Here is a 25248-nt window from a genome sequence, read left to right as displayed (position 1 = left end):
TACTTGGGTCTGATTCAGACAGTTCGATGTCGCATCTGAGGATACCCAACCGCACCAAAATAGTGAATTCTGGAAAAAAAGGTCCGATTCATGCGATATTCCGGCTTTCGAGTCATCAAAGAGGCACTGACCGGCCATAAGGGCTGGAAACCGGTCTGGCGCGAGCCTGACCCAAAACCTCATTACGACGTCATCATCATTGGCGGCGGCGGTCACGGTCTTGCAACGGCGCACTACCTGTCCAAGGTCTACGGCCAGCGCAATGTGGCAGTGGTCGAGAAAGGCTGGATCGGGGGCGGCAATGTGGGGCGCAACACGACGATCGTGCGCTCGAACTACATGCTGGACGGGAATGAGCCCTTCTACGAATTCTCGCTGAAACTGTGGGAGGGGCTGGAGCAAGACGTCAACTATAACGCCATGATGAGCCAGCGCGGTATCATCAACCTGTTCCACACGGACAGCCAGCGCGACGCCTATACGCGGCGCGGCAATGCGATGATCCTGAACGGTGCTGATGCGGAACTGCTGGACGCCGACCAGGTACGGGCCGAACATCCCTATTTGAATTTCGACGACGCCCGGTTTCCCATCAAAGGCGGTCTCGTCCAGCGCCGCGCGGGCACGGCCCGCCATGACGCGGTGGCTTGGGGTTATGCGCGGTCGGCGGATTTGCACGGGGTCGACATAATCCAGAATTGCGAGGTCACGGGCCTGCGGATTGAAAATGGCACCTGCTTGGGCGTCGAAACCTCAAAAGGCTTTATCGGAGCCAGCAAAGTGGGCTGTGCGGTCGCTGGAAACTCGAGCCGCGTGATGGGCATGGCCGGGATGCGGCTGCCCATTGAAAGCCATGTGTTGCAGGCTTTTGTGTCCGAGGGGTTGAAGCCCGTTCTGCCCAGCGTCATCACCTTTGGTGCGGGCCATTTCTATGTCAGCCAATCCGACAAGGGCGGGCTGGTCTTTGGCGGCGATATCGACGGCTATAACACCTATGCCCAACGCGGCAACTTGCCCGTGGTCGAGGATGTGTGCGAGGGCGGCATGGCCCTGATGCCCATGATCGGCCGGGCGCGTTTGCTGCGGATGTGGGGCGGCGTGATGGACATGTCGATGGATGGCTCACCCATCATCGACCGCACTCCGGTTCAAGGGCTCTATTTCAACGGCGGCTGGTGCTACGGCGGGTTCAAGGCCACGCCCGCCTCTGGCTATTGCTTTGCGCATTTGCTGGCAAAAGACGAACCGCACCCCGTTGCCACCGCCTATCGCCTGGACCGGTTCCTCACTGGCCGGATGATCGACGAAAAAGGCGCGGGCAACCAGCCCAACCTGCACTAGAGGGGACCTAGGGATATGATCATCAACCACCCTCTGCTTGGGCCCCGGGATGCCTCAGAATTCACCTATCTGGGCGATGCATCCCTGATCGACCGGCCCGACGGAATGGCCGAGAATGCCGCCGACGCGTTCTATGACTATGCTTATCTGCGCGACAACCCCGCCGGTGAACACCGCGAGCTGTGGTATCACGAAGCCGGGGACCGGTCTTGGCTAGTTGTCACCCGCAACACTCTGACCCACGAGATTTCCAAGGTTGAACTGGCCCGCGATGTGGCCTGCGCGCGGGGACGTTCGAAATGACACAAGCGAACCGATTGACCGGCGGGCAGATCGACCGCAATAAGACCCTGAACTTCTACTTTGACGGGCGCAGCTATACCGCGCACCCCGGAGATACTCTGGCCTCAGCGCTGCTGGCCAACAATGTGCGACTGATCGGGCGATCGTTCAAATACCACCGCCCGCGCGGGCTGCTGACGGCGGGATCCGAGGAACCCAACGGCATGGTGGAACTGCGCGCAGGCGCCCGCAAGGAACCCAACACCCGCGCCACGACGATCGAGATGTTCGACGGGTTGATCGCAAACTCGCAAAACCGTTGGCCAAGTCTTCGGTTCGATGCGCTTGCGGTGAATGACTTGTTTTCCAACTTCCTGTCGGCGGGGTTCTACTACAAAACCTTCATGTGGCCCGCTGCGTTTTGGGAGAAACTGTACGAACCTATCATACGCCGCGCTGCTGGCCTTGGCTCACTGTCGATGCAGGCGGACCCGGATGAATACGACAAGGGGTTTCGTCACTGCGATCTGCTGATCATCGGTGCCGGACCTGCGGGCCTGATGGCAGCGTTGACCGCCGGGCGTGCTGGCGCAGATGTCATACTGGCAGACGAGGATTTCACGCTGGGCGGACGCCTGAACAGCGAGACCTTCTCGGTCGGCGACCACAGCGCCCCCGACTGGACGGCACAAACCGTGGCCGAACTGTTGGCAATGCCGAACGTCCGGCTGATGCCGCGCACCACGGTGATCGGAGCGTTTGACCATGGAATCTATGGGGCGGTCGAGCGGACGGGTGATCATCTGCCCTCGCTGCCTGCTGGCAAACCGCGCCAGATCCTGTGGCGCATCTATACCCAAAAGGCCCTGCTGTGTGCCGGAGCAACCGAGCGTCCCATTGCATTTGAAAACAATGACCGCCCCGGCATCATGACCGCCAGCGCGCTGCGGACTTATGTCAATCGCTTTGCGGTGACAGCTTCGCCGCGGGTTGCGATCTTTACCAGCAATGATGACGGCCACCGCACGGCCGATGACCTACACGCCAAGGGTGTTAAAATCGCCGCCGTGGTCGATGTGCGCGAAGATGCCCCCCTCAGCTATGACTATGAGGTGCTAAAAGGCGCGCAGGTCATAAACACCAGGGGCCGTCTGGGCTTGAGCTTTGTCGAGGTCGCCTTGCCCGATGGTTCGACCCGGACACTGGATTGTGGCGCGCTGGGCGTGTCGGGCGGCTGGAACCCGAATGTCCACCTGACCTGCCACCAACGCGGACGCCCTGTTTGGAACGAAGCCCTTGCTGCTTTCGTTCCGGGAGAAAACCTACCGGTTGGCATGTCCGTCGCGGGTTCTGCCAATGGCGTCATGTCAACCCACGGCGCACTGCGCTCGGGAGCCGAAGCGGCCGCTGCCGCGCTGGACCTGACCACCCTGCCCGACCTGCCAGAAGCCGAGGACGCGCCCATTGCGCTAAAGCCGTTCTGGTATGTGCAGGGCTGCAAACGCGCATGGGTCGATCAGCAGAACGACGTGACGATCAAGGATGTGAAGCTCAGCTATCAGGAAGGCTTCCGCTCGGTCGAGCATCTGAAACGCTATACCACGCTGGGCATGGCAACCGATCAGGGCAAGACTTCGAACATCACGGGCCTTGCGATCATGGCCGAGGTTGCGGGCAAGTCGATCCCCGAAACCGGCACAACCATTTTCCGCCCGCCCTATACCCCGGTGCCCATCGGTGCCTTCGCGGGCCGAATGACGGGCAAGGACTTCCACCCGACCCGCCTGACCCCATCGCACCATTGGGCCAAGGAGCGCGGGGCGGTGTTTGTCGAGGCTGGGAACTGGCTGCGTGCGCAGTGGTTTCCCCTGCCCGGTGAGACGCATTGGCGCGACTCCGTCGACCGTGAGGTGCGCCAAACCCGCGCCTCGGTCGGGGTGTGCGATTGCACCACGCTGGGCAAGATCGACGTGCAGGGCACGGATGCTGCCGAGTTCCTCAACCGCGTCTACGCCAACGGCTTTGCCAAGCTTGCAGTGGGCAAAACGCGCTATGGGCTGATGCTGCGCGAGGATGGGATGGTCATGGATGACGGCACCGCCGCACGGCTGGCCGAGGATCATTTCGTTGTCACCACAACCACGGCGAATGCTGTAAGTGTCTATCGCCACATGGAATTTGTGCGCCAGTGCCTGTTCCCGGACATGGATGTGCAGCTGATTTCGACCACCGATGGTTGGGCGCAATACGCGGTGGCGGGACCAAACTCGCGCAAGCTTCTGCAAAAGATCGTGGACCCGGAATTCGATATTTCGAACGAGGCGTTTCCCTTCATGGCCTGCGGCAAGATCACCGTCTGTGGTGGATTACGGGCGCGGCTGTTCCGTATCTCGTTCTCGGGCGAATTGGCGTTCGAGATTGCCGTCCCGTCGCGCTATGGAGATGCGCTGATGCGGCGGTTGATGACAGAGGACGCAGAGTTTGACGTCACCCCTTATGGCACCGAAGCGCTGAGCGTGATGCGCATCGAAAAGGGCCACCCGGTCGGCAATGAGTTGAACGGCACCACCACGGCGCTGAACCTTGGTCTGGGCAAGATGGTGTCAAAGAAGAAAGACAGCATTGGTTCTGTTCTGTCCGAGCGTGAAGCGTTGACCGCACCGGATGTGCTGAAACTGGTCGGGCTAAAGCCTGTGAATCCGCAGGACAAGATCACCGCTGGCGGCCATTTGATGAATGCGGATGGACCGGTCGATGCAGCACATGATCAGGGCTATGTGACCTCGGCGGCCTATTCGCCCAATCTGAACAGTCATATCGGGCTGGGCCTGCTGAAACGCGGCGACGAGCGGATGGGCGAGAAGATGCGCCTTGTGTCACCCCTGACCGAATTGAATGTCGAAGTCGAAATTGTCTCGGCTCATTTCGTTGACCCCGAAGGAGAACGACTGCGTGCATGATCTTGTTGCAATAACCGCCCTCGGCGGGGCCGCGCCACGCGTGGATACGGTCGGTTCGGTCACATGTTCTGAAGTCCCAGATGTGGCGTTGGCCTCAGTCACTGCCCGGTTGGGGCACGAGGCTGCAACGCAGGATGAGGTGGCGCGGCTTATCGGAACCGTAACACCGACCGTGCAGCGTTTTGCCGGAGACCCTGTGACCGCCTTCTGGTCCGGCCCGGACCAATGGATGATCGAAGCCCCCTTCTCCACCCAAGAAGACCTTGCCGCCTACGTCAAGACCGCCGTCGGAACCGTCGCTTCTGTCACTGAGCAAACGGATGCCTGGGCGCGGTTCGACTTGCAGGGCGACGGGATCAACGCGGTTCTGGAATTGCTATGCCAACTGGACCTACGTCAGTTTCAGTCCGGTCACGTCGCGCGGGGCGCAGTTCATCACATCGGGTGTTTCATCCTGTGCCGCAGCGCCGACCATGTCAGCCTTTATGGTCCCAGATCATCGGCCGGATCGCTGCACCATGCGGTTCTGGCGGCCATGCGTTCGGCCCATTAAGACAATCAGATCGAAGGCAACGGCGCGTTGTCCTCGACCCGGAACCGGTTGATCCGGCGACGGTCCTCTGCAGGACTTAGCCCAAAGGCCGCTTTGTAGTGCGATACCAACGGCGTGACCGAGCTGTACCCGACTGCAGCGGCAATCTGTGCAATCGGGTCTTTCGTATACATAACCATCTGGCGCGCGGCTTTCATGCGCATAGACCGATAGTAGTGGCTTGGGCTTTGACCCGTCGCCTGTTTGAAAGCTCGCTCGATCTGGCGGGGCGTGACCCTCATCTGCCCGGCAACTTCTGCAATCGAGATCGGTTCGCTCAGATGGCCGGCAAATAGCTCAACGCTACGCGCAACCAACGGGGGCAGTTGATCACCTGAACCAGGTGCAGTTGTGTCCGGAACTTTTTGACGCACCCCTGCGCCTCGCATCATCGGGTGCTGAAACCAGCAGGCGACCTCATGCGCGATCTCGCTGCCAAGACGGTCTGAAATCAAGTGCAACGCCAGATCAAATCCAGCGGCCGCGCCCGCGGCGGTCCAGCGCGTATCGGTGCGCACAATCACTTCACTGCGCGCGTCTATGTCGGGAAACTCAGCCTCGAACGCCGCTTCATAACACCAATGAACCGAGACCGGCTGATCCACCATCGCGCCCGAGCGAACAAGGGGGAATACGCCTCCGCTAATGCCGCCGAGGACAGTGCCGTGCCGACCAAATCCACGTAACGCGCCGTTTCCAGTGCGCGGATCGGCAAACCCGGATGTCGGACTGCTGAGCAGAAACAGGATGTCGATATCCTTGCACCCTGTCAGGGCTAGCGCGGCTTCAAACCCCACACCCGCACTGGATTGAACCTTTTGCCCACGCTCGGACACAAGCACCCATCCAAAGGCTTGCTTCCCGGCGATTTCATTGGCCGCCCGAAGCGGTTCGATGACGGAGGTCAGGCAGGCCATCGGAAAGCCGTCAAACAGCAGAAATCCGATCGTGATCCTGTTTTCCTCATGCATCCGGGGATCCTAGCAGAAATGCAGCCCTAAGAGCGAATTCCAAACATGCTGCCCATCCGTTCCCGACGACGCTGCATGGACTTGCGAAATGCCCAGTCGCTGAACAAGGCCAGCGGAAACAAGACACGTTCGCCCAAACCATCAATCACCACCAATTTGCCGCCGCGTTCTTCGGCCCGCACTATGTTTTCGTGGCTCATATCGCCGACGATGATCCGCCCCCGTTCCAGGTCGTCTAGCAACTCCATGAACTCTTCCCCAAGGCGTTTGCGTCCAGCGGGATCCTCTTTGAGCGACATCCATTCCTTGTAGACTGTCGGCGCCAGATCTCCATCTGGTCCCGTCATTTTCTCGACAACAAGCGCCGGCCCCAATGAGGTCGGTGCATAGCCCATGAAATGGGCCAGACGTTCAATCTCGGGGCAACCGCGATGCAGCGCGGCCAAATATTCGTTGGCTTCGCGGTTCCATTGGCGCAGGTTGCCATAGCGCCATTCCGCATAGCGCGGAATCCAATGATCACGTACAGGAACATCCGCGCGGACTTTCAACAAGGCATCCTGCCGATCGGGGTGCTGAAAGATCAGGTAATTCCGGCTTTTGCGCAATGGGGTGTGGTCAGTCAGGTCAATCATTTGGATCCGATACCTAAAGGGGGCGCGCCATGGCCGACGGCCGCATAAACTGGCACCTTGCGTCAGGGTCATAAATCCTTCGCCCTGCGGTTACAAATGTGTTTTTACCGTCGACCGGACAGAGACGGAGATTCAGCGCAACGCAATCTCGAACCTGCCATAACCGCCGTCAGACTATGGCCCGACCGGCGGGCTCGGCAGCAGGACAAATGCCACGGTGCCATCCGTTTCGACTAAAGATGTATGCGTCCAGCCCAGCGGATCAAATGGCGGGGTGGCATCCGTACACTCGTCTGGTGTCGTGTCGCACGATACAACCTCTGCCCCAGTCAGATATTCCAACCTTAGACGCAATCCGCGATCAAACTGAATGAACGCCTCGCGCGCGCCTTCCAATCCGTAGTAACTACCATAAAGCTGCACTCGCTTCATCCCGTCTGGGATCTCATCCGCCAAAGCCCGCGTTGTTTTTTGCCACAGAGGAAAGGTGCCGTAGGTGATGCGTCCGAATTGGATCGTTGCGATCAACAGAACACACATGATCACAATGCGCGCGACGCTGGCCAACCGGGTGGATGTGTTCGTAAGGATAAACACCGACATTGTCAGGGTGTAACCGAACAAAATCCAGTTCCAACCAAGTGCCCGAAACGGAACCTTAAGACCTGATGTCAGCGTTTTGGCGAACAAAGGGCCACAACCGGCGAGTACCGCGACCAGTACAATCGTTGCCACATAACGCTGACGCCGAAGCAGGTAAAGCCACGAAACCGCGAAGAGCGATATCAAAAACACCCCGTTGGACAAAGACCCGCTGCCGACGCGATGCAAGTTTTCGTACAGGTGCAGTTTAAGCTTTTGATAGTTCAATGCCAGATCGCTTATCGACTTGACCTCGGTTGGGTCGCGCCATTCGGCCACCGGAATGTCGAACACTCCGTGATGCAGGAAATTCAACGAGTAGACCACACCGAAGGCCAATGCGAGGCTCGCAAAAAAAACCACCAGTGTTACGCCCGCACTGACATAGGTTTGCGGCGCCTTTCGGGACAGCAAAACAAGGCTCAACATCATGAACGGGTATGTGGTGTAGGCCATAAACGACAGCGGCACCGCCACGATCAGCAACAGAACTGACGCCCGATGGGACAGAAAAACTACGGCCAGTGAAAACAACGCTAGTACCCAGATACCGGGCAGCAAAGTGTTGAACCAGAACGATATCAGAAAAGCCGGCCGCGACAACGCGACGAACAATGCCATGACGCACAAGAACCACGCAGGCATGGAGCGCCCAAGGACTATGATCGCGGTGCATGCAGAAAAGATCGACCAACCCAGAAGGTACAATGCAAAATTGACCGGTGCAGGCCAGAGGAACGGTCGAAACTGCCACCAGAAATTTAGCCAGCGCCCCTCATCCAGCGCTTTGCTATAAGCCATGTCGAAATGGCCCAGCAAGGCGGGAAAGTCGTCATGACGGACAAATGGATCGCTCAGAATTGGCCCATAGGTCGCCATCAGAGTTCCGAGGCAAAGCAGCGTCAGCCAGAAAACCAGCGTTATATCCGAACGCGCGGTCATCAGTTGCTCCGATGAGACCGTGCGACAATTGAAGCGCGGGCTTGCGCGATTGCGGTGACCGTACGCAATGGCAGTCGCCGGACAATCATCTTTCGCAAGTTCCAACCGAAGGTTCCAACCTCACGCAGCGCTCCGGGTGCAACCTTTGTTGCCAAAACCTCTGGCGGTAAGGACGCTGCTGCAGCCGCATTGGCGTAAAGCACACTGTTGTAGCGGTACCAGGGCTCGATTGCCCCGTCGGAAAACAGTTTTGGGCGCAGGCAATCGTAGGCCGTGTACCCCTGCGTTTCGAACAGCCCTTGCCAGAACGATAAAGGTTGCTCGTTGATATGGAACTCTCCGCCCTGCCCCGGGACCGCCGCCGAGAACAACACAAGGTCGCTATGGGCTGTCAGGCTTTGCACAAGACTGGACGAGGCCTCATGCGGCAGATGCTCACCGACTTCTAAAGATTGGGCCAGACCAAAACGCCGCCCAAGATCGACGGGCTGAGTTAGGTCCTTTCCAAAAAAAGCATCCGGTGAAATGGCCAGACGCTCACGATCAACATAGTCTCCGTCTACACCGGCGATATCCGGGCATCCCGCCGCGGACCATTCCGACAGCCAGACACCTCGGCCACAGCCGAAATCGACAACACTGTCTGGCTTGACCCATGTCTGAAGACAACGGATCAGCCGGACAGCGGATTCGCGGGCTCCGCGGTCGATATAATCAAAGAACTCGTTTGAATAGATGTGAGACATAGCTGCTCTTTCAAAGTGACTTTTCTTCGCGGTAGACCCAAAGCCGCAGGATCACAAAATTTATGACAGGCAGGACGATGACTACTAGTCCGGCGGTGACCGGCTGAGACAGTCCAAACCGAGGCCCCAAAACACCTGTAATGGTTGATGAAACGACAAGTCCGATGCCGATCATGCACAAGAACCGACCAAACTGAGCCGGCGCCATGACGGGCTTGCCGAAGGTCCAGACAGACTGACCTATATACTGGATCAAGATCGCGGTTCCAAAAGCCAGCGCATTGGCAATCCAAGGTGAGCCGACAAGCCGCAACAGCCCCAGATAGGTCAGGAAATAGTAGACAGCCACGCCTGTACCAACGACCGCAAAGCGGAATATGCGACGTGTATCGGTCATGCCTGCTTTGATACGTCCTTAACCGAGACATCCGTGGATTGCCCGACATGTTCATCGACAAAATACAACGGGCGGCCCTTGGCCTCGACATAAAGGCGACCAAGATACTCACCGATGATGCCGAGCGTCAGCAGTTGAATGCCCGAGAAGAAGCTGATCACCAGAACGGTCGAGGCCCAACCAGCCACAGTGCTATACAGGATCAGGGACCAGAACACATAAACGGCCATCAAGGCCGCAATGATCAGGGTCAGAAACGCAAGGCGCGTGGCGATTTGCAGGGGCTTAATCGAAAAGCTGGACAGAGCGTCAAAGGCCAGCCTAATCATTTTGGACATCGGATATTTAGTCTCACCGGCCACGCGGGGGTCGCGGATGTATTCAATGCCAATCTGGCGAAACCCGACCCAGGCAAACATGCCGCGAATGAACCGAGATCGCTCGGGCATGTTCAAAACCGCATCCAGCGCGCGGCGACTGACCAGCCGGAAATCGCCCGTATCATTCGGGATCGGAACATCGGACAGGCGATTCAGTAAGCGGTAAAACCCGTGCGCGGTCATCTTCTTGAACCAGCTTTCGCCCTTGCGCTCACTACGCCGACCATAGACCACATCATACCCACGATCCATCATCGCCATCATATCCGACAGCAATTCCGGCGGATCCTGCAAGTCCGCGTCCAGCATGAAAATCCGCTCGCCTTTGGCTGCCATCAGACCTGCGGTCAGTGCTACCTGATGTCCGCGATTGGTCGACAACTTCAAGCCGCGCACACATGAATGTCGATCCGCCTGTGCGCAAATACCGTCCCAGGTCTTGTCCGTTGAGCCGTCATCAACCAGCACGATCTCAACCTCCGAGGCCCAGGCCCTGGTCGCAGCGATCAAACGATCCACCAACATGGGAAGAGAGTCCTCTTCGTTCATGCAAGGGACGACGACAGACAATAACATCTAACCTCCGCAGGCAAATTGCCCTACTCGTTTTATGCACATCCCAACCCCGCCATGCGAGGCCGGTCAACTCCTAGTTTTCGGATCCTTACCCTTGATATCTCAAGCCGAAACGACCGCTAATCCAAACACGCCAGATTTCAGCCTGTAGTTACCGATCTGTCACATTGCCGTTTCGGACTACACAACGATGTCCCGATGCCCGACTGATATGGCAGCATTGCGCCCAACTTGCGACAAAAGCGGTTATTTATCTGAAGCGGTCAAACTATGCGACGTTCAGACAACAAACCAGCAAGCACGCGACCAAAGGTCCAAGGAGAAATTCGCCTCGGGCTAAGACAGTCTGGGGGTATATCTGAGGTTCGAGAATTGAGGGATTGTGGCGGAGAGACAGGGATTCGAACCCTGGAGACGGTTTCCCGCCTACACACTTTCCAGGCGTGCGCCTTCGACCACTCGGCCACCTCTCCGTGCGGGCGATATTTGGACTATCGCTTGGGGATTTGCAAGGCCCGATTAGAGCGTTTTTTCGCTTTGCGGAAAGGGTCGCGAAACCCGTCAAGGCTCGTCCCCGTCCCCGCCTGACAGGTCAACCTCGGTCATCTCGATCGGCGTGGATGCGGGCGCAGACGCCTGTGCCGCGCTGTCCTGGGCGGGATCCGCCACACGCAAGGTTTCGGGATTGCGCAGCCAGACGTCGCGTTGGGCAAACGGGATTTCGATACCTTCTTCGACAAACCGGCGGTTGATTTCGTGGTTCATGTCCGACTTCACGGACAGCATCCAGTTGACGTCTCGAAGGATAGCCCGGATTTCAAAATCCAGCGAGTCTGCGCCAAACCCCTGAAACACCACATTGGGGGCCGGATTAGCCAAAACCATGGGATGCGCATTGGCAATCTCGCCCAGGATCGCCTCGACCCGGCGGGTATCGGTGCCATAAGCGACCCCGACCGGCACGATCACTCGCCCGACCGTGTTGCCGCGCGTATAGTTCGTCACCACACCGCTGATCAGGTCCGAGTTCGGCACAATCACATCGGATCGGTCGAACGTCTCGATCCGTGTCGAACGGACCGAGATATCGCGCACATAGCCCATCATCCCGTTAACATCGATCCAGTCGCCTTTCGAGATCGGACGCTCGACAAGCAGGATGATACCCGAGACAAAGTTAGACACGATGGTCTGCAAGCCAAAGCCGATACCGACCGACAGCGCACCAGCAACAATCGCCAGCGAGGACAAGTCGAACCCAGCCACCATAATGGCGCAGAGCGCCGCCAGGAAAATTCCGACATAGCCTGTCCCGGCGACGATCGCGTTCTGGCCACCGGGGTCAATCTTGGTCTTGGGCAGCAGGGAACTGCGTAGCCCCCCTTGCAGCATTCGGGTCAGGCCAAAGCCCATCAGGAAGACGATCAGGAAGGTAAAGAAATTCTTCGGTGAAATCGTCACGCCACCGATGTCAAAACCCAGCAGGATGCGGGACCAGACCTCGAGTAAGTCGGTTTCGCGAGCGCCCCAGTAGATCGCCAGAACTGGCAACGCAAAGATCGCCATCGCGAACCCGATCAAGACCGCAAAAAGCGAATCTTTCGCCGCCTCGCCCTGCCCCGAAATCCAGCCATAAACGGCCGTCAGGAAACGTTGGAAGATGACCAGTGCCCCAATCAGGACCAGTGATTTAACCGCAGGATAGACAATCGCTTCGGCGGCATTCGTATAGCCGATGACAGCCAGAATTGGGCTGGCTATACCCAACAGGAACAATGCCCGGCGGAGAAACTCGATCAACTGGGTCAAACCCGTACCCCGAGCCAGCGACCCATCATCAGCATCCAGCGGGGCTTCGGTGCTTCGGATCTGTCGCACGCGTAACAGGACCAGTGCGGTCACAATGGTGACGGGGAACCCGACAACAGCGCGCGTCGCATCCGAGATATTCTCGATCTGCTCGAATAGGTCTACCAGCTCATGCAGGATCAAAAGCACGGCCAGAACGTCCAAATAGACCCGCAACTCAGCCACGGGCTTGGCGGTCAGACGTTTAAACCCCTGTGCTTCTTGCAGCACATAGACTTGCCGCCCGATCCAGTCGAAATAGAAAATGATCGCAGCCCAATATGGCACGTTTTGCAGCAGCAATGTGCCGCGAAAGCCGGGAAGTCCGGACATGACAATGGCCTTGACGACCAGCCAGACCCCCAGCCAGGGTAAAAGAATGCGCAGCAGCGATGTCAGAAAGGTCCACACCCCACTGCCCTGCCCGCCGAACTGCCGCATGTAGTTTCCGGCCACCTCGGACCAGTGCTTGCCGAAGAACAGCAAAACCCCGGCAACTGTCACCAGAAGGGCGATACCCAGCCCCTGATCGCGCAGATTTTCATGCACGGCATCCGTGCCAAAGTTTCGACGCGCCTCGTTAAAGAGGCTTTGACCTGCTTCGCGAAGATCGGTCCATGCCGGCCCCCAATACACGGGATTGACCGGCGACGGTCCCCGCTCCAACAGCTCTTTGGTCTGCCGGGTCCGCAAGAGCTGGTCGATTTCGGTGATCAGGCCATTGGCGCGGCTGAACGCCTCTTCCGAAATGATCTGCGGGACCCGAAGCGTATTCAGCTGTTCTTCCAAATGGGCCCGCAGAGCGGCAATGTCATCGGGCTCGGTCGCGTCACCTTCGGGTTTGGGACCCAGCGCCTTGATTTGCGCATCAAGCGTCTGGATACGCTCGGTATTCGCGCCGCGTGCTCGGTTGAAGTCATCGCGGTACGTATGAATTTCCGCACGCAGATTCTCGAGCGCTGCGTTCGAGGCGCGATCCGCTTCGATCACGGTCTCGGCTCGGTCCGCTGTTTTGACCCAGCCCTGATAATACTCGCTCTGTCTGTCCGAAAGCTGCGCGACCGCTGGGCCACACAGAACCGCTATACAAACAGAGACAAGCGCCAGGAACAGGCGGACCTGTCGCAACATCACACGTCCTCGAACACGCCGGGAATGCTGCGTGGGGCTTCGGTCATCCAATCGGGTACCGGCAGTTCTTTTTCGCGCAGGAATTCCGGGTTGAACAGTTTGGACTGATAGCGTGTGCCGTAGTCGCACAAGATCGTCACGATCGTATGGCCCGGCCCAAGGTCCTTGGCCAGACGCACTGCACCTGCCATGTTGATCGCGGTCGAACCGCCCATAACCAGTCCTTCTTCGCGCAGCAGATCGAAGATGAGTGGCAGCGCCTCATTATCGGTCATCTGATAGGCGTAATCGGGCTTGAACCCCTCGAGGTTCTTGGTGATGCGCACCTGACCGATGCCTTCGGCGATCGAGCTGCCCTCCATCGCGATCTCACCGGTGGTGTAGTAGGAATAAAGCCCCGCACCCATCGGATCGACGAGGCCAATTTTAACGCCCTTTGGCTGCAATGCATCAGCGACGCCAGCCAGCGTCCCGCCGGAACCCACGGCGCAGACAAAGCCATCGACTTTGCCGCCGGTCTGTTCCCAGATCTCAGGCCCGGTGGTTTCCACATGCGCCTGACGGTTGGCCACGTTGTCAAACTGATTGGCCCAGATGGCGCCATTGGGTTCGGTCTGCGCCAGTTCCTCGGCCAGACGGCGCGAGTAATGCACGAAGTTGTTGGGGTTGCGATAGGGCGCGGCAGGCACCTGCACCAGTTGCGCACCGGCCAGACGCAGCATGTCCTTTTTCTCTTCGGACTGGGTTTCCGGGATCACGATTACAGTCTTGAACCCCATCGAGGCCCCGACCAGCGCCAAACCGATCCCGGTGTTCCCGGCGGTGCCTTCGACGATCGTGCCACCAGGTTTCAATTCACCCCGCGCGATGGCATCCCGAATGATATAGAGCGCGGCGCGGTCTTTGACCGACTGGCCGGGGTTCATGAACTCGGCCTTCCCCAGAATTTCGCACCCGGTTTCCTCGCTGATGCGCTTCAATCGGATAAGTGGTGTTTTTCCGACTGCGTCGGCAAGGTCTTTCGCAATGCGCATGGCGCCCTCATTTCATTACGGATCAAGGCAGATTTACAGTTGCCGCGCGCCAACCACAAGCGGCGATCCTCAGGCGCGCAAACGGTTTCGGTGCCGCGCAAGCCAATGGGCCAGCGCCAGCAAAGGCAAATCTTTGAACCCATGCGCATCGACACGATCCATGAAATCGACAAATGGCAGGATTTGGCTTCGGATATCTTCTCCTTCCGAGGCCAGCCCACCGCCTTGAACTGTCAGTTCCAGATCCGCCAGACCCACGTAAAGGTGAATGTATTCGGTCGATGACCCGCTCGAGGAATAGGCCCCGCCCGCATACTCCAGCGACTGCAGGACCACGCCCGCTTCCTCTTGCGCTTCGCGGCGGGCGGCGTGTTCGGGCGTTTCACCCGGGTCGATCATCCCTGCGACGGGTTCCCACATCCAGGGCTCGGGATCGTCGATAATGAAAACCGGCGGGCGAAATTGTTCAACCAGCAAGACCACATCGCGCGCCGGGTCATAGGGCAGAACCACAACAGCGCTGCCTTGCATCAGGCTGCTACGTTGTAGAACCGGCCCCATCGTGCCGTCATGTTGCCTGTGTTGCAACGCGACCTCTTCCATTCCGAAGTAGTTCACATGAGCATACCGGTGGTTATGCAAGACCACATCCTTGGTAACATCACGCAGGTCCCCTGTCCCGCGCTGACGCGCGGCGATTTTTGCCCATGCCCGTGTTCGAAGTGCCGAAAAGTTTCTGGCCAGCGTGGCCGCGTCGATCTTGCCGAAATAGCCCATCACCTCATGCGCGGCGGTTACGGAAATATCGCCCCAACGATCTACCCAATCTCGCAATTCCCAAAGTTCCGTCGGGGTCCAGAGACCCGGATCGGGGAAGTACACGTCTGCCTGCACGCTGTCACCTTCCACTGTCTCAATCCGAAGTGGGCGCAGTTCGTAGTCAAATCCACCCTCATAAAAATTGAGCCGCTCAAGGTCGTTCTGAGACAGATTCTGAACCAGCAATCCTTCCGCATACGAGCCATTTTCTGACAGGATCATCGGAAACGCCTGATCTTTGACCCCATAAACCGCGTGGTCGCGCAGTCTGGCCTCGGACAGTTTCATTTCAGATGCGGGGCGATCCAGCACAAGCTCGAGCAAAGGCAGGTGTTGCAGCGTGCCGTAGAAAAACAGGTCAGTCACGGATCAAGTCTCGTATTCGGTCGAGAATTACCGCCAGCGACGGCTGGCTTCTTCTGTGGCAAGACCCGCGACCAACGCACCGATCGCCAACGTCCACAGTATTTCTGGGGTCAGCAACTGCTGCCCAAATTCGACACTGATCTGAAAAATGGCCAGCAAAGCCTCGAACGGGCCATCATAGCGGTGACGCATGGCCAGCCGGATCATTTCATTGCAGCCCTGAACAAACAGGCCCCAGAACACCAGAGCCGCCATCCCGGTCAGGCCGTTGTTCACACCGGCTGTCCACCCGCGGCCCGCACGTTTGCCCATGACTTTCCAGCCACAGATGACCCCAAGCAACATGTTGACATAGGTGAACCAGCCGTAATCCTTCCCCTCTTCGCCGTTCTCGATCACCATGCTGGAGACGAGAAAAGCCACAACCAATAAGCAGGTTGCAGCGACAAGACGAGACGCGGTGGGCATTGTAAGGGTCCGTTGTTTAACTCGGTTTTGCTATTGTGATCTGTGTCACATCGCAATTACCCGTGTCAAAGGCCGCGCCACATGCGGTCAAATAATAATTCCACATGCGGCGAAAACGCTCATCAAAACCCATCTGAGCGATATCGTCCCATTTATCGTTGAACGTGTCATACCAACGTCGCAGTGTCAGATCGTAACTTTTGCCAAATTCCCTTGATTTGACCACGGTCAAACCCGCTTGAGTCACCTGATCCTTTAGCACGGACGGCGCGGGCAGCATCCCACCCGGGAAGATATATTTTTGAATGAAATCAACACCATTGCGGTAGACGTCCCAGCGATGGTCGGCGACAGTGATGATCTGCAACGTGGCCTGCGCGCCTGGTTTGAGCCTTTCGCGGACGGTTTCAAAATAAATCGGCCAGTATTTCTCACCCACCGCTTCGAACATCTCGATCGAGGCGATGCCATCATACTGCCCACGCTCGTCCCGGTAGTCCTGCAACTTGAATTCAACAAGATCAGAAAGACCAGCTTTCTCAATACGTTCTTGCGCAAACTTCAACTGCTCTTGGCTGATGGTCAGCCCTGTGACCCGCAAGCCACGCTCTTTCGCGGCATATTCAGCGAAGCCACCCCAGCCACATCCGATTTCAAGGATATGATCGCCGGGTTTTGCGCCCATCTCGTCGACAAGGCTGGCATATTTTGCCGTCTGCGCCTTCTCTAGGCTTTCCTGTCCGGTTTCGAACAAAGCGCTGGAATAAGTCATCGTATCGTCCAGCCATGCGGAGTAAAAATCATTACCCAAATCATAGTGATACGAGATGTTCTTCTTGGCCTGCTTGCGGCTGTTTCCGTTTAGCCAGAACCGCAAACGCTCATAAGCCTGCACCAGAAACTTGCCGGTGAAATCGTCGTAAACCGTTTCGGTGCCCAGATGCACCAGGTCCATAAAAGAGCGCAGGTCCGGCGTGCTCCAGTCACCTTCCAGATAGGCGTCCGAGAACCCAAGCTCACCTTCACGCACTAGTCGGGCAAAAACGTCGGGGTTATGGATATCTACCTGCGCGATTGGTCCGGGCTTGGCCCCTTCGGTGCGAAACACGCGGCCATCAGGCAGCACAATGTCCAGGCGACCGGACTCCATCTTTCGCAACATCTTCGTCACTTGCGTGAAGTATCGTGGCAGGTTTTCTTGCCCATCTGTCGTTGTCAGGATCATCCGCTCTCCCCTATGCGGTTGTTGGCGTAGGCTAGGCCGAGTTTGTGTTTCTGGCAAGTTTTCAGTTCCTTACTGGTTCTTGTAGTGTTCATAGGCCGCCAGCGCGCGCCTGCGCCCGTCGGCCAATTCGACAACGGGTTGAGGGTAGCCGTCATCTGGGGCCAGCCCCCAAGCGCGCGGGATGGCCTCAAAATAGGCAAGCGCGGTGTCGGGCGGATTGGCTTGTCCTTCAGCGATCCACCGCCGGACATATTCGCCGTCTGGGTCAAACTTTTCTTGCTGCGTGACCGGGTTGAACACTCTAAAGAACGGAGACGCATCCGGCCCCGATCCGGCCACCCATTGCCAGCCCATCGCATTGGCGGCGATGTCCCAGTCAATCAGGCAATCCTCGAACCACCGCATCCCGATTTTCCAATGTGTCATCAGATGCTTGGTCAGGTAGCTTGCCACGATCATACGCGCGCGGTTGTGCATCCGTCCCGTCACATACATCTCACGCAGACCGGCATCCACCACGGGTATACCTGTTCGGGCCCGCGTCCAGGCCAGAACCTCGGGTTGGTCAGTGCGCGTTTGCCATGGAAACTGATCCCATTCGGGCTTCCAGTTCTGATATGTGATATGCGGCCAGTGAAACATCAGGTGATAGGCGAACTCGCGCCAGACAAGCTGACGCAGATAGGCATCCGAGCCCGACACCCCGTTCAGGGCAGCATTCTGTACCGCGTGCCAAATACGCCGAGGGCTGATCTCTCCCAGCGACAGGTATTCGGACAGGGTTGAGGTCCCCTCGGACGCCAGCAGGTCGCGGTTTCGGGAATAGTCAGGCAGACGATTCAAGAACCCTTGCAATACGACCAGTGCCGCAGTTTCGCCCGGCTGTACGAAGGGTTTTACGACCTGCGCGCCCCGGTTCATCGCAGCACCCAAACGCCATGAGGACAAATCTTCGGACGCGGGCCAGTGCACCGGAGGCGTCAATCGAGTCGGCGCGGCCAACGGTTGTGGAACCGCCCGACCCTGAACAGCCCGCCACATTGGAGTAAACACGCGAAACGGCTGACCCGTTTTGGTGGCCACGTTCCAAGGCTCGAACAACAAAGGGCCAGGGAAGGATTTGGCTTCAACCCCTTGGTCCTTAAGGGCAGATTTTAGCTGGGTATCGCGCGAAATGGCATCCGGGTCATAGGCGCGCGACCAATAGACGGCCGAAGCCCCAGTTTCGGCGACAACGTCTTGCAATACTTGCAACGCGATGCCCTTGCGCAGGATCAGACGGCTGCCGGCCTTGCCGAGGGCGCTCTGAAAAGCCTCAATCCCCAGACCCAGCCGCCATTTCGGCGCAGCGCCCAATTTGTCCGTCAGATCATCACAGATGAACAGCGGGATGACGGGCCGACCGGTGGCGGCGGCCGCGCTTAGCGCTGGGTGATCTGACAGGCGCAAGTCCCGCCGGAACCACATGATGATAGCAGATTGCTGTTCCATAACCGCCCAGATGTTTTTCCCATTTTACGGGAGTGGACGGGAACTGGATCACAAAACGGCGTCAAGTGCATTCAATAATTGATCAATTTCCTGTTGCGATGTGTAGTGCGTAAAGCTGACTCGCAACACGCCCTGCGCCGGATCGACCCCCATCGTCTGCAACGGACGCCCGGCGTAGAAATCGCCTCCACCCGCCATAATCCCGTGTGTGGCCAATTCACCCGCCACCTCTTCCGCATTTCGGTTCAACGCCAAAGCAACCGTGGGTGCGCGCTTTTCTGCATCAGCGGTGCCAATCAAGCGCACAGCATTGCGGTTTGACACCGCATCCAGCAACGGCTGCAGCAATGACACCTCGTGCCCACGCATCAGATCATGCACGAACGCTCCACGCTGAGTGTCGGACCCGTCGGGACCACCGTGATGAACGCTGAGTGCGGCGATATAATCCGCCATGCCAGCACTGGCCGCGATCTGCGCATGATCGGGTCCGGCAGGCGTGAACCGCTTATACAGCACATCGCCGTTGAAAAAATGCGCCTGGTTGGGCAGCGTCTGCCCCAATTTTCGCCGGACCACCATACATCCTTGATGCGGACCATAAGTTTTATAGGCTGAAAACAGATAGATATCCGCCCCTAGCTCATCCACATTCGGAAGGCCGTGCGGCGCGTAGGACACCCCATCAACACAGACAAACGCACCCGCTGCATGCGCAATAGCTGTGATCTCGGCCACCGGATTGATCTCACCAACTACGTTCGAGCAATGGGGGAAACAGACCAGACGCACCTTGTCGTCCAGCAGGTTTGCCAGATCCTGCGGGTCAAGCGAGCCGGTCTCGGGGTCGATTTGCCACTCCCTGACCTCAATCCCATCCTCGGCCAAGCGCCGCCACGGGCCGGAATTGGCCTCATGGTCCTGATTGGTGACGATGATCGCTTCACCCGGCTGCATCCAATGCCGAAATGCCTGCGCCATGACATAAGTGTTCTGCGTGGTCGAAGGGCCAAAGCTTAACTCATCGGTGTCGACGCCCAGAATAGCCGCCAAGCGCCGACGCGCCTCGTCCATCTCGGCGCCCGCTAGACGACTGGCCTCATAGGGCGCATAGGGTTGTACTTTGCGTTCGGTATAGAAGCGAAACAGCCGGTCCAGCACGGGCTTGCATGTGTAAGACCCACCGGCGTTTTCGAAAAAGGCCTGGCCTTGCAGAGATGGTTCGGAAAAGGCGGGAAACTGCGCGCGGACAAAGTCTATATCCAAAGTGCTCATGGCACGGAACTCCTTGATCATGCAGGTCAATCTTTTAAGGGACCGGGCATGATTCCGGCCTCTTCGGACATCATGGCAGGTCTTCCAGCCGAGCCGCCGCAGCCGCGACGACAGCCCCAGCACAGGCAAGGACGCGGCCAAACTGCCCAGACCGACCAATCCCGTCAAGCGCCCGAACAAAAAAAGCCGGGTGCGATGGCCCGGCTTTTGTCACATATGGGTGAAGGCTTAACCCTGAACCTTGGTATAAGTCCCTTCACCGGCAAGGATTCCCCGGAAGCCGCCTGGTTCGTCCAGACCAAACACGATGAGCGGCAGGTTGTTGTCTCGCGCCAACGCAATGGCCGAGGCGTCCATAACCCGCAACCGTTTTGCCAGCACGTCATCGTAGGTGACTGTGTCATAGCGCACCGCGTCCGCATGTTCTTTGGGGTCTTTGTCATAGACACCGTCCACGCCGTTCTTCCCCATGAAGATCGCCTCGCAAGCCATTTCATTTGCTCGCAAAGTAGCCGCAGTGTCGGTGGTGAAATAAGGGTTCCCGGTCCCCGCTGCAAAGATGCAGACTCGTTTTTTCTCAAGGTGCCGTACAGCACGCCGACGGATATAAGGTTCGCACACCTCATCCATGCGAATAGCCGAGATCACACGGGTGAACACCCCGATCTCTTCCAACGCGGATTGCATCCCCAGCGCATTCATCACCGTGGCGAGCATCCCCATATAGTCCGCCGTCGTCCGCTCCATCCCCTGCGCCGAGCCGCTGAGACCCCGGAAAATATTGCCGCCGCCGATCACCATGCAGATCTCAACACCCAGATCATGCACCGATTTGACCTCTTGCGCGATGCGCTGGACGGTCGGCGGATGCAGGCCAAACCCTTGGTCGCCCATCAGCGCCTCGCCAGAGATCTTCAGCATCACGCGACTGTATTTGGTTTTCGGGGTATCGATGTCTGGGGAAAGGGTCATGTTGCGCTCCGGGCTGGCACGGGTTTAATTCCGGCGCAAAATGAAGCAAAACCGCGACAGGTTCAATGCGGATCATGAGGAACAAGGCAGCCCCAATGGCCAAAACAGATACATCGCCAGTTTGGGACCGCCTGCCCCCTATCCCAGACGATAAACCCGTACTGATTGCGGGGCCGACAGCGTCAGGTAAATCCGAACTTGCACTTCGGATCGCTGAAGAATTTGGCGGCATCGTCGTCAATGCAGATGCCAGTCAGGTGTATGACTGCTGGCAGGTGATCTCGGCCCGCCCCTCGACTGAGGATGAGGCCCGCGCACCGCATCTGCTCTATGGTCATGTCGCGTATAATCAGGATTATTCGACCGGCCATTGGCTGCGCGAGGTCACACCCTTGCTGACCGGCCCACAACGCCTGATTATTGTTGGGGGCACGGGGCTGTATTTCTCGGCCTTGACCGAGGGCATGGCCGAAATACCCGCTACTCCGCCAGAAATACGTGCCGAGGGCGACCAGCTTGACCTGCAAACGCTGAGCAAGGGTGTGGATGCCGAAACTCTGGCCCGGTTGGACCGGCAAAACCGCGCCCGCGTCCAGCGCGCTTGGGAAGTGCAGCGCGCCACCGGACGCAGCCTGCGGGACTGGCAAGCTGATACTCCGCCGCCTATTCTGAGCCCGGACGACACGGTGCCGATCGTATTTGACGTGGACAAACAATGGCTTCTGGATAGGATCAATCGCCGTTTCGATCTGATGCTAGATACAGGCGCTTTGAATGAAGTCGAGGCGATGCGATCCCTCTACGACCCCTCTCTTCCCGCCTTCAAGGCCATCGGTGTCCCCGAGCTTATGTCATATCTTGACGGCCAGCTTTCCCTGGATGCCGCCCGAGATCGCGCCACGATCTCGACCCGCCAGTTCGCCAAACGACAACGCACCTGGTTTCGAGCACGGATGAAAAACTGGATTCACGTTGATTTCTCAAAGTGATACTAGCGCAACTTGCCACCGCGATAGACGGCAAAAATTACGCGCCATCGATGATCCGAATCCCTTGTGTTAATGGGAACCCGCCAGGCATCTTGAGCCAGGACACGATCCCGTATTTCCAGGCTGCGACCCTCCACAATGTCGCTTTTGTCTCCTGAATGACGATTTCGAACGTTGACCTAACAGAATTTCTGGTGCCGAATGAAGGCATGGGGATGTTCAGTATCACAGCAACGAATACCCGCGGACGCGCTGCACGCTTCTTTCGGCGTTGAGCGGTTCCACTCACAAATCTCAAAAATTGATGTCACAGGGAGAGACATAAATGACAAAGCAAACCTTGACCGGAGCACCGATGCACTGGGCGGCGGAGATGCACGCACAGGAATATCGTGACGGCAAGCTCAGCCGGCGCGAGTTCATGGCTCGCGCCACCGCGTTGGGCGTTGCCGTGCCCGCCGCTTATGGCATGATCGGACTGAATTCACCCGCAGCCGCGCAAGAACCGCAGCGTGGCGGCACCATCCGTTATCAGATGGAAGTGCGCGCGCTGAAGGATCCGCGCACCTATGACTGGACCCAAATCGCCACTTACACCGCTGGCTGGTTGGAATATTTGGTCGAATACAACAATGACGGCTCGTTCAAACCCATGCTGCTGGAAAGCTGGGAGGCCAATGACGACGCGACAGAATACACTCTGAACGTCCGCAAAGGCGTCAAGTGGAACAATGGCGACGACTTCACCGCCGAAGACGTGGCACGCAACATCACCGGCTGGTGTGATGCGGGGCTAGAGGGCAACTCGATGGCATCCCGCATGGCATCGCTGATTGACGAAGCCACGCAGAAGGCCGCGGACGGTGCAATTACAGTTGTTGATTCCCATACCGTCAAACTGACGTGTAACGCGCCCGACATCACCATCATTCCCGGCATGGCGGACTATCCGGCCGCCATCGTACACAGTAGCTTTGATGCCAATAACATGCTGGCCAACCCTGTCGGCACCGGCTTTATGATCCCCGAAAGCCACGAGGTCGGCGTCAAAGGTGTGCTCGTGCGCAACGAAGGCTTTGACTGGTGGGGCTATGAGGCCGGCAAAGGCGGCTATATCGACCGGATCGAGTTTATCGACTACGGCACCGACCCGGCAGCCTTCCTGGCCGCCTATGAGGCCGAAGAGATCGACATGAACTGGGAATCGGTCGGCGAATTTGTTGACATCTTCGACGGCATCGGCCTGACCCGCTCGGAAATCCCCTCGGGCTTTACCATCGTCATTCGTCCGAACCAGTTGGCCGAAGACGCCAATGGCAATAAGATCTATGGCGACAAACGTGTGCGTCAGGCGCTGGCCATGGCCGTGGACAACAATGTCTGCCTCGAGCTTGGTATGTCCGGCTACGGCATCCCTGCCGAGAACTGCCATGTAGGTCCGATGCACCCCGAATATGACTCGGCGGTGACCCGTATTCCCTATGATCCGGCAGGTGCCAAGGCCCTGATGGAAGAAGCGGGCATGGCGGACTTCGAGCACGAAGTTCAGTCGATCGACGATGACTGGCGTCGCAATACCACCGCTGCTGTGGTTGCGCAGTTGAACGATGCGGGCATCAAGGCCAAACACACGGTTCTGCCCGGCTCGACCTTCTGGAACGACTGGACGAAATACGCCTTTTCCTCGACCAACTGGAACCACCGCCCGCTGGGCACGCAGGTTCTGGCCTTGGCGTATAAGTCAGGCGTGGCGTGGAACGAGTCCGGCTTTGCCAATGCCGAGTTCGATGCGCTTCTCGCCGAAGCGAACTCGATCGCCGATGTGGACAAGCGCCGCGAGGTGATGGCCAAGCTGCAAACGATCATGATCGAAGAGGGTGTGACCATCCAGCCTTATTGGCGGACAGCAATGCGTCACCACCGTGACAACATGGTTGGTGTTGAAAAGCACATCGCGGACCTGCCGCAGCTGTATAAGTTCGGCATCGTCTCTTAAGCCGACACCTACAGGGCCGCGCCGTAAGGGCGCGGCCTTTTCGTCGGCGCTGACCCGGCGAAAAATACTAGCGACGCGCACGGCCTGAAACCAGCGCCAGCCGACCAACAGGGGCTATCATGGGACTATTCATTCTAAGGCGGGTCGGGATCATGCTGTTGACAGCATTGTGCCTGACATTCCTGGTCTTTTTCCTCACCAACCTGTATCCGAACCTCGAAAAGCTTGCCAAAACGCAGGGCAACTTTCGGATGTCGGATGAACAGGTCGAGAGTTTTCTGGAAAAAGGCGGCTATCTTCAGTCAACGCCCATAAAATATGGCGAATGGCTGGGTGTTCTGCCGTCGTACCGGCACACCAACGAAGACGGAACCATTCAGGGCCGATGCATTCTTCCGGGTAAAACCGCCGAGGAATCGCCCAATTTCTGCGGTATCTTGCAGGGGTATTGGGGCTATTCCACAGTCTTCAAAGAAGAGGTCGGAACAGTTGTCGGCACACGTCTCGCCCTAACCGGTCGGCTGATGTTCTGGGTGATGCTGCTGATGGTCCCTTCGGCACTGATCCTTGGCGTTCTGGCGGGCATGAAAGAGGGTTCGGCCACCGACCGCACGCTGTCCACCTTTGCCATCACCACGACAGCGACACCGGAATATGTGTCAGGTGTGATCTTCATCGCAATTTTCACTTCATCCGCCGTCGGATTGAAGTGGTTCAAGGGCACGGCCACGCAGGCTATGGAGAACCCGACATTCGAGAATTTCTTCCTGCCCGTGCTGACGATTGCGCTTTACGGGATGGGTTATATCGCTCGGATGACCCGCGCCTCGATGACCGAGGTAATGACGGCACAATATATCCGTACCGCGCGGCTGAAAGGCGTGTCCTTCTCGAACATCGTCATGAAACACGCGCTGCGCAATGCGCTGATCGCCCCCTTTACCGTCATCATGTTGCAGTTCCCATGGCTGCTGAATGGTGTGGTGATCGTCGAGACCCTGTTCAACTACAAGGGCTTTGGTTGGGCGCTGGTGCAGGCGGCGGGGAATAACGACATCCAGCTCTTGCTGGCGATTTCAGTCGTGTCGGTCTTTGTGGTGCTGGTGACGCAGCTGATCTCGGATATCGGCTATGTCTACCTCAACCCGCGTATTCGCATTTCTTAAGGGA

21 protein-coding genes and 1 tRNA gene are annotated in these 25248 nt (G+C 57.9%); 7 read left to right on the top strand and 15 right to left on the bottom strand.

The window, feature by feature from the left end; translation table 11 throughout:
• The first annotated feature begins 90 nt into the window (after positions 1–90).
• The 4 genes from ACR3E7_RS04125 to ACR3E7_RS04110 are packed head-to-tail and all read left to right on the top strand — an operon-like array spanning position 91 to position 5136.
• Positions 91–1341 (top strand): sarcosine oxidase subunit beta family protein, encoded by a 1251-nt coding sequence (locus tag ACR3E7_RS04125; RefSeq protein ID WP_170788585.1) that lies wholly within the window; start codon positions 91–93, stop codon positions 1339–1341.
• 15 nt (positions 1342–1356) lie between these two features.
• Positions 1357–1644, top strand: a complete 288-nt coding sequence (locus ACR3E7_RS04120; protein ID WP_170788584.1) for a sarcosine oxidase subunit delta — start codon at positions 1357–1359, stop codon at positions 1642–1644.
• The gene (locus tag ACR3E7_RS04115; RefSeq protein WP_480502927.1) at positions 1641–4583 is read left to right on the top strand and encodes a sarcosine oxidase subunit alpha family protein; all 2943 of its coding nucleotides are present in this window, start codon (positions 1641–1643) and stop codon (positions 4581–4583) included. Before ACR3E7_RS04120 ends, ACR3E7_RS04115 begins: the two co-directional genes overlap by 4 nt.
• Complete coding sequence (locus ACR3E7_RS04110) at positions 4576–5136, top strand: sarcosine oxidase subunit gamma (protein WP_480502928.1); 561 nt, start codon at positions 4576–4578, stop codon at positions 5134–5136. Before ACR3E7_RS04115 ends, ACR3E7_RS04110 begins: the two co-directional genes overlap by 8 nt.
• A 5-nt stretch (positions 5137–5141) precedes the next feature.
• On the opposite strand, the gene ACR3E7_RS04105 is transcribed toward ACR3E7_RS04110, so the two are convergent.
• The 15 genes from ACR3E7_RS04105 to pyrH form a co-directional block, all read right to left on the bottom strand.
• The gene (locus tag ACR3E7_RS04105) at positions 5142–6146 is read right to left on the bottom strand and encodes a GlxA family transcriptional regulator (RefSeq protein ID WP_170769556.1); all 1005 of its coding nucleotides are present in this window, start codon (positions 6144–6146) and stop codon (positions 5142–5144) included.
• A 26-nt stretch (positions 6147–6172) separates the two neighbouring features.
• A complete protein-coding gene (locus ACR3E7_RS04100) occupies positions 6173–6781 on the bottom strand; it encodes a YrbL family protein (protein ID WP_170788580.1) in 609 nt (202 codons plus the stop codon).
• A gap of 174 nt (positions 6782–6955) precedes the next feature.
• Positions 6956–8365 carry a hypothetical protein gene (locus ACR3E7_RS04095; protein WP_480502929.1) on the bottom strand — a complete coding sequence of 470 codons (1410 nt, stop codon included), beginning with the start codon at positions 8363–8365 and terminating at the stop codon, positions 6956–6958.
• Complete coding sequence (locus ACR3E7_RS04090; protein ID WP_480502930.1) at positions 8365–9111, bottom strand: methyltransferase domain-containing protein; 747 nt, start codon at positions 9109–9111, stop codon at positions 8365–8367. Before ACR3E7_RS04090 ends, ACR3E7_RS04095 begins: the two co-directional genes overlap by 1 nt.
• Positions 9112–9121: 10 nt before the next feature.
• Positions 9122–9508 (bottom strand): GtrA family protein, encoded by a 387-nt coding sequence (locus ACR3E7_RS04085; protein ID WP_170769552.1) that lies wholly within the window; start codon positions 9506–9508, stop codon positions 9122–9124.
• Positions 9505–10464, bottom strand: a complete 960-nt coding sequence (locus ACR3E7_RS04080) for a glycosyltransferase family 2 protein (RefSeq protein WP_170769551.1) — start codon at positions 10462–10464, stop codon at positions 9505–9507. The genes ACR3E7_RS04085 and ACR3E7_RS04080 overlap by 4 nt, the downstream gene beginning before the upstream one ends.
• Before the next feature lie 383 nt (positions 10465–10847).
• Positions 10848–10937 (bottom strand) — tRNA-Ser (locus ACR3E7_RS04075).
• 88 nt (positions 10938–11025) lie between these two features.
• Positions 11026–13443 carry a DUF3772 domain-containing protein gene (locus ACR3E7_RS04070; RefSeq protein ID WP_480502931.1) on the bottom strand — a complete coding sequence of 806 codons (2418 nt, stop codon included), beginning with the start codon at positions 13441–13443 and terminating at the stop codon, positions 11026–11028.
• Positions 13443–14477, bottom strand: coding sequence for a cysteine synthase A (locus tag ACR3E7_RS04065; protein ID WP_170788575.1), 1035 nt, complete (start codon positions 14475–14477; stop codon positions 13443–13445). Before ACR3E7_RS04065 ends, ACR3E7_RS04070 begins: the two co-directional genes overlap by 1 nt.
• A 69-nt stretch (positions 14478–14546) precedes the next feature.
• Positions 14547–15662: an NUDIX domain-containing protein gene (locus ACR3E7_RS04060; protein ID WP_480502932.1), complete on the bottom strand. Its 1116-nt coding sequence runs from the start codon at positions 15660–15662 to the stop codon at positions 14547–14549.
• Positions 15663–15689: 27 nt separating this feature from the next.
• Positions 15690–16130, bottom strand: a complete 441-nt coding sequence (locus tag ACR3E7_RS04055) for a TrgA family protein (RefSeq protein WP_170788573.1) — start codon at positions 16128–16130, stop codon at positions 15690–15692.
• Between the two features lie 16 nt (positions 16131–16146).
• A complete protein-coding gene (locus ACR3E7_RS04050; RefSeq protein ID WP_170769546.1) occupies positions 16147–17355 on the bottom strand; it encodes an SAM-dependent methyltransferase in 1209 nt (402 codons plus the stop codon).
• Positions 17356–17424: 69 nt separating this feature from the next.
• A complete protein-coding gene (locus ACR3E7_RS04045) occupies positions 17425–18846 on the bottom strand; it encodes a cryptochrome/photolyase family protein (protein ID WP_480502933.1) in 1422 nt (473 codons plus the stop codon).
• Positions 18847–18894: 48 nt separating this feature from the next.
• Positions 18895–20121, bottom strand: coding sequence for an aminotransferase class V-fold PLP-dependent enzyme (locus tag ACR3E7_RS04040; protein ID WP_480502934.1), 1227 nt, complete (start codon positions 20119–20121; stop codon positions 18895–18897).
• A 228-nt stretch (positions 20122–20349) separates the two neighbouring features.
• Positions 20350–21093 carry a UMP kinase gene (pyrH, locus tag ACR3E7_RS04035; RefSeq protein WP_170769543.1) on the bottom strand — a complete coding sequence of 248 codons (744 nt, stop codon included), beginning with the start codon at positions 21091–21093 and terminating at the stop codon, positions 20350–20352.
• A gap of 95 nt (positions 21094–21188) precedes the next feature.
• Here pyrH and miaA point away from each other — a divergent pair, with 95 nt between their 5' ends.
• The 3 genes from miaA to ACR3E7_RS04020 all read left to right on the top strand — a co-directional run bounded on the left by miaA (position 21189) and on the right by ACR3E7_RS04020 (position 25244).
• Entirely contained in the window at positions 21189–22082 is an 894-nt protein-coding gene (gene miaA / locus ACR3E7_RS04030; protein ID WP_480502935.1) for a tRNA (adenosine(37)-N6)-dimethylallyltransferase MiaA, read from the top strand.
• 325 nt (positions 22083–22407) lie between these two features.
• Positions 22408–24078: an ABC transporter substrate-binding protein gene (locus ACR3E7_RS04025; protein WP_170769541.1), complete on the top strand. Its 1671-nt coding sequence runs from the start codon at positions 22408–22410 to the stop codon at positions 24076–24078.
• A 119-nt stretch (positions 24079–24197) separates the two neighbouring features.
• Positions 24198–25244, top strand: a complete 1047-nt coding sequence (locus ACR3E7_RS04020) for an ABC transporter permease (RefSeq protein WP_170788569.1) — start codon at positions 24198–24200, stop codon at positions 25242–25244.
• The last annotated feature ends 4 nt before the right edge of the window (positions 25245–25248 follow it).

Source organism: Ruegeria sp. BK1, from assembly GCF_056535645.1.
Note: the sequence above shows the minus strand (reverse complement) of the source record. Positions and strands in the feature narration are given on the sequence as shown.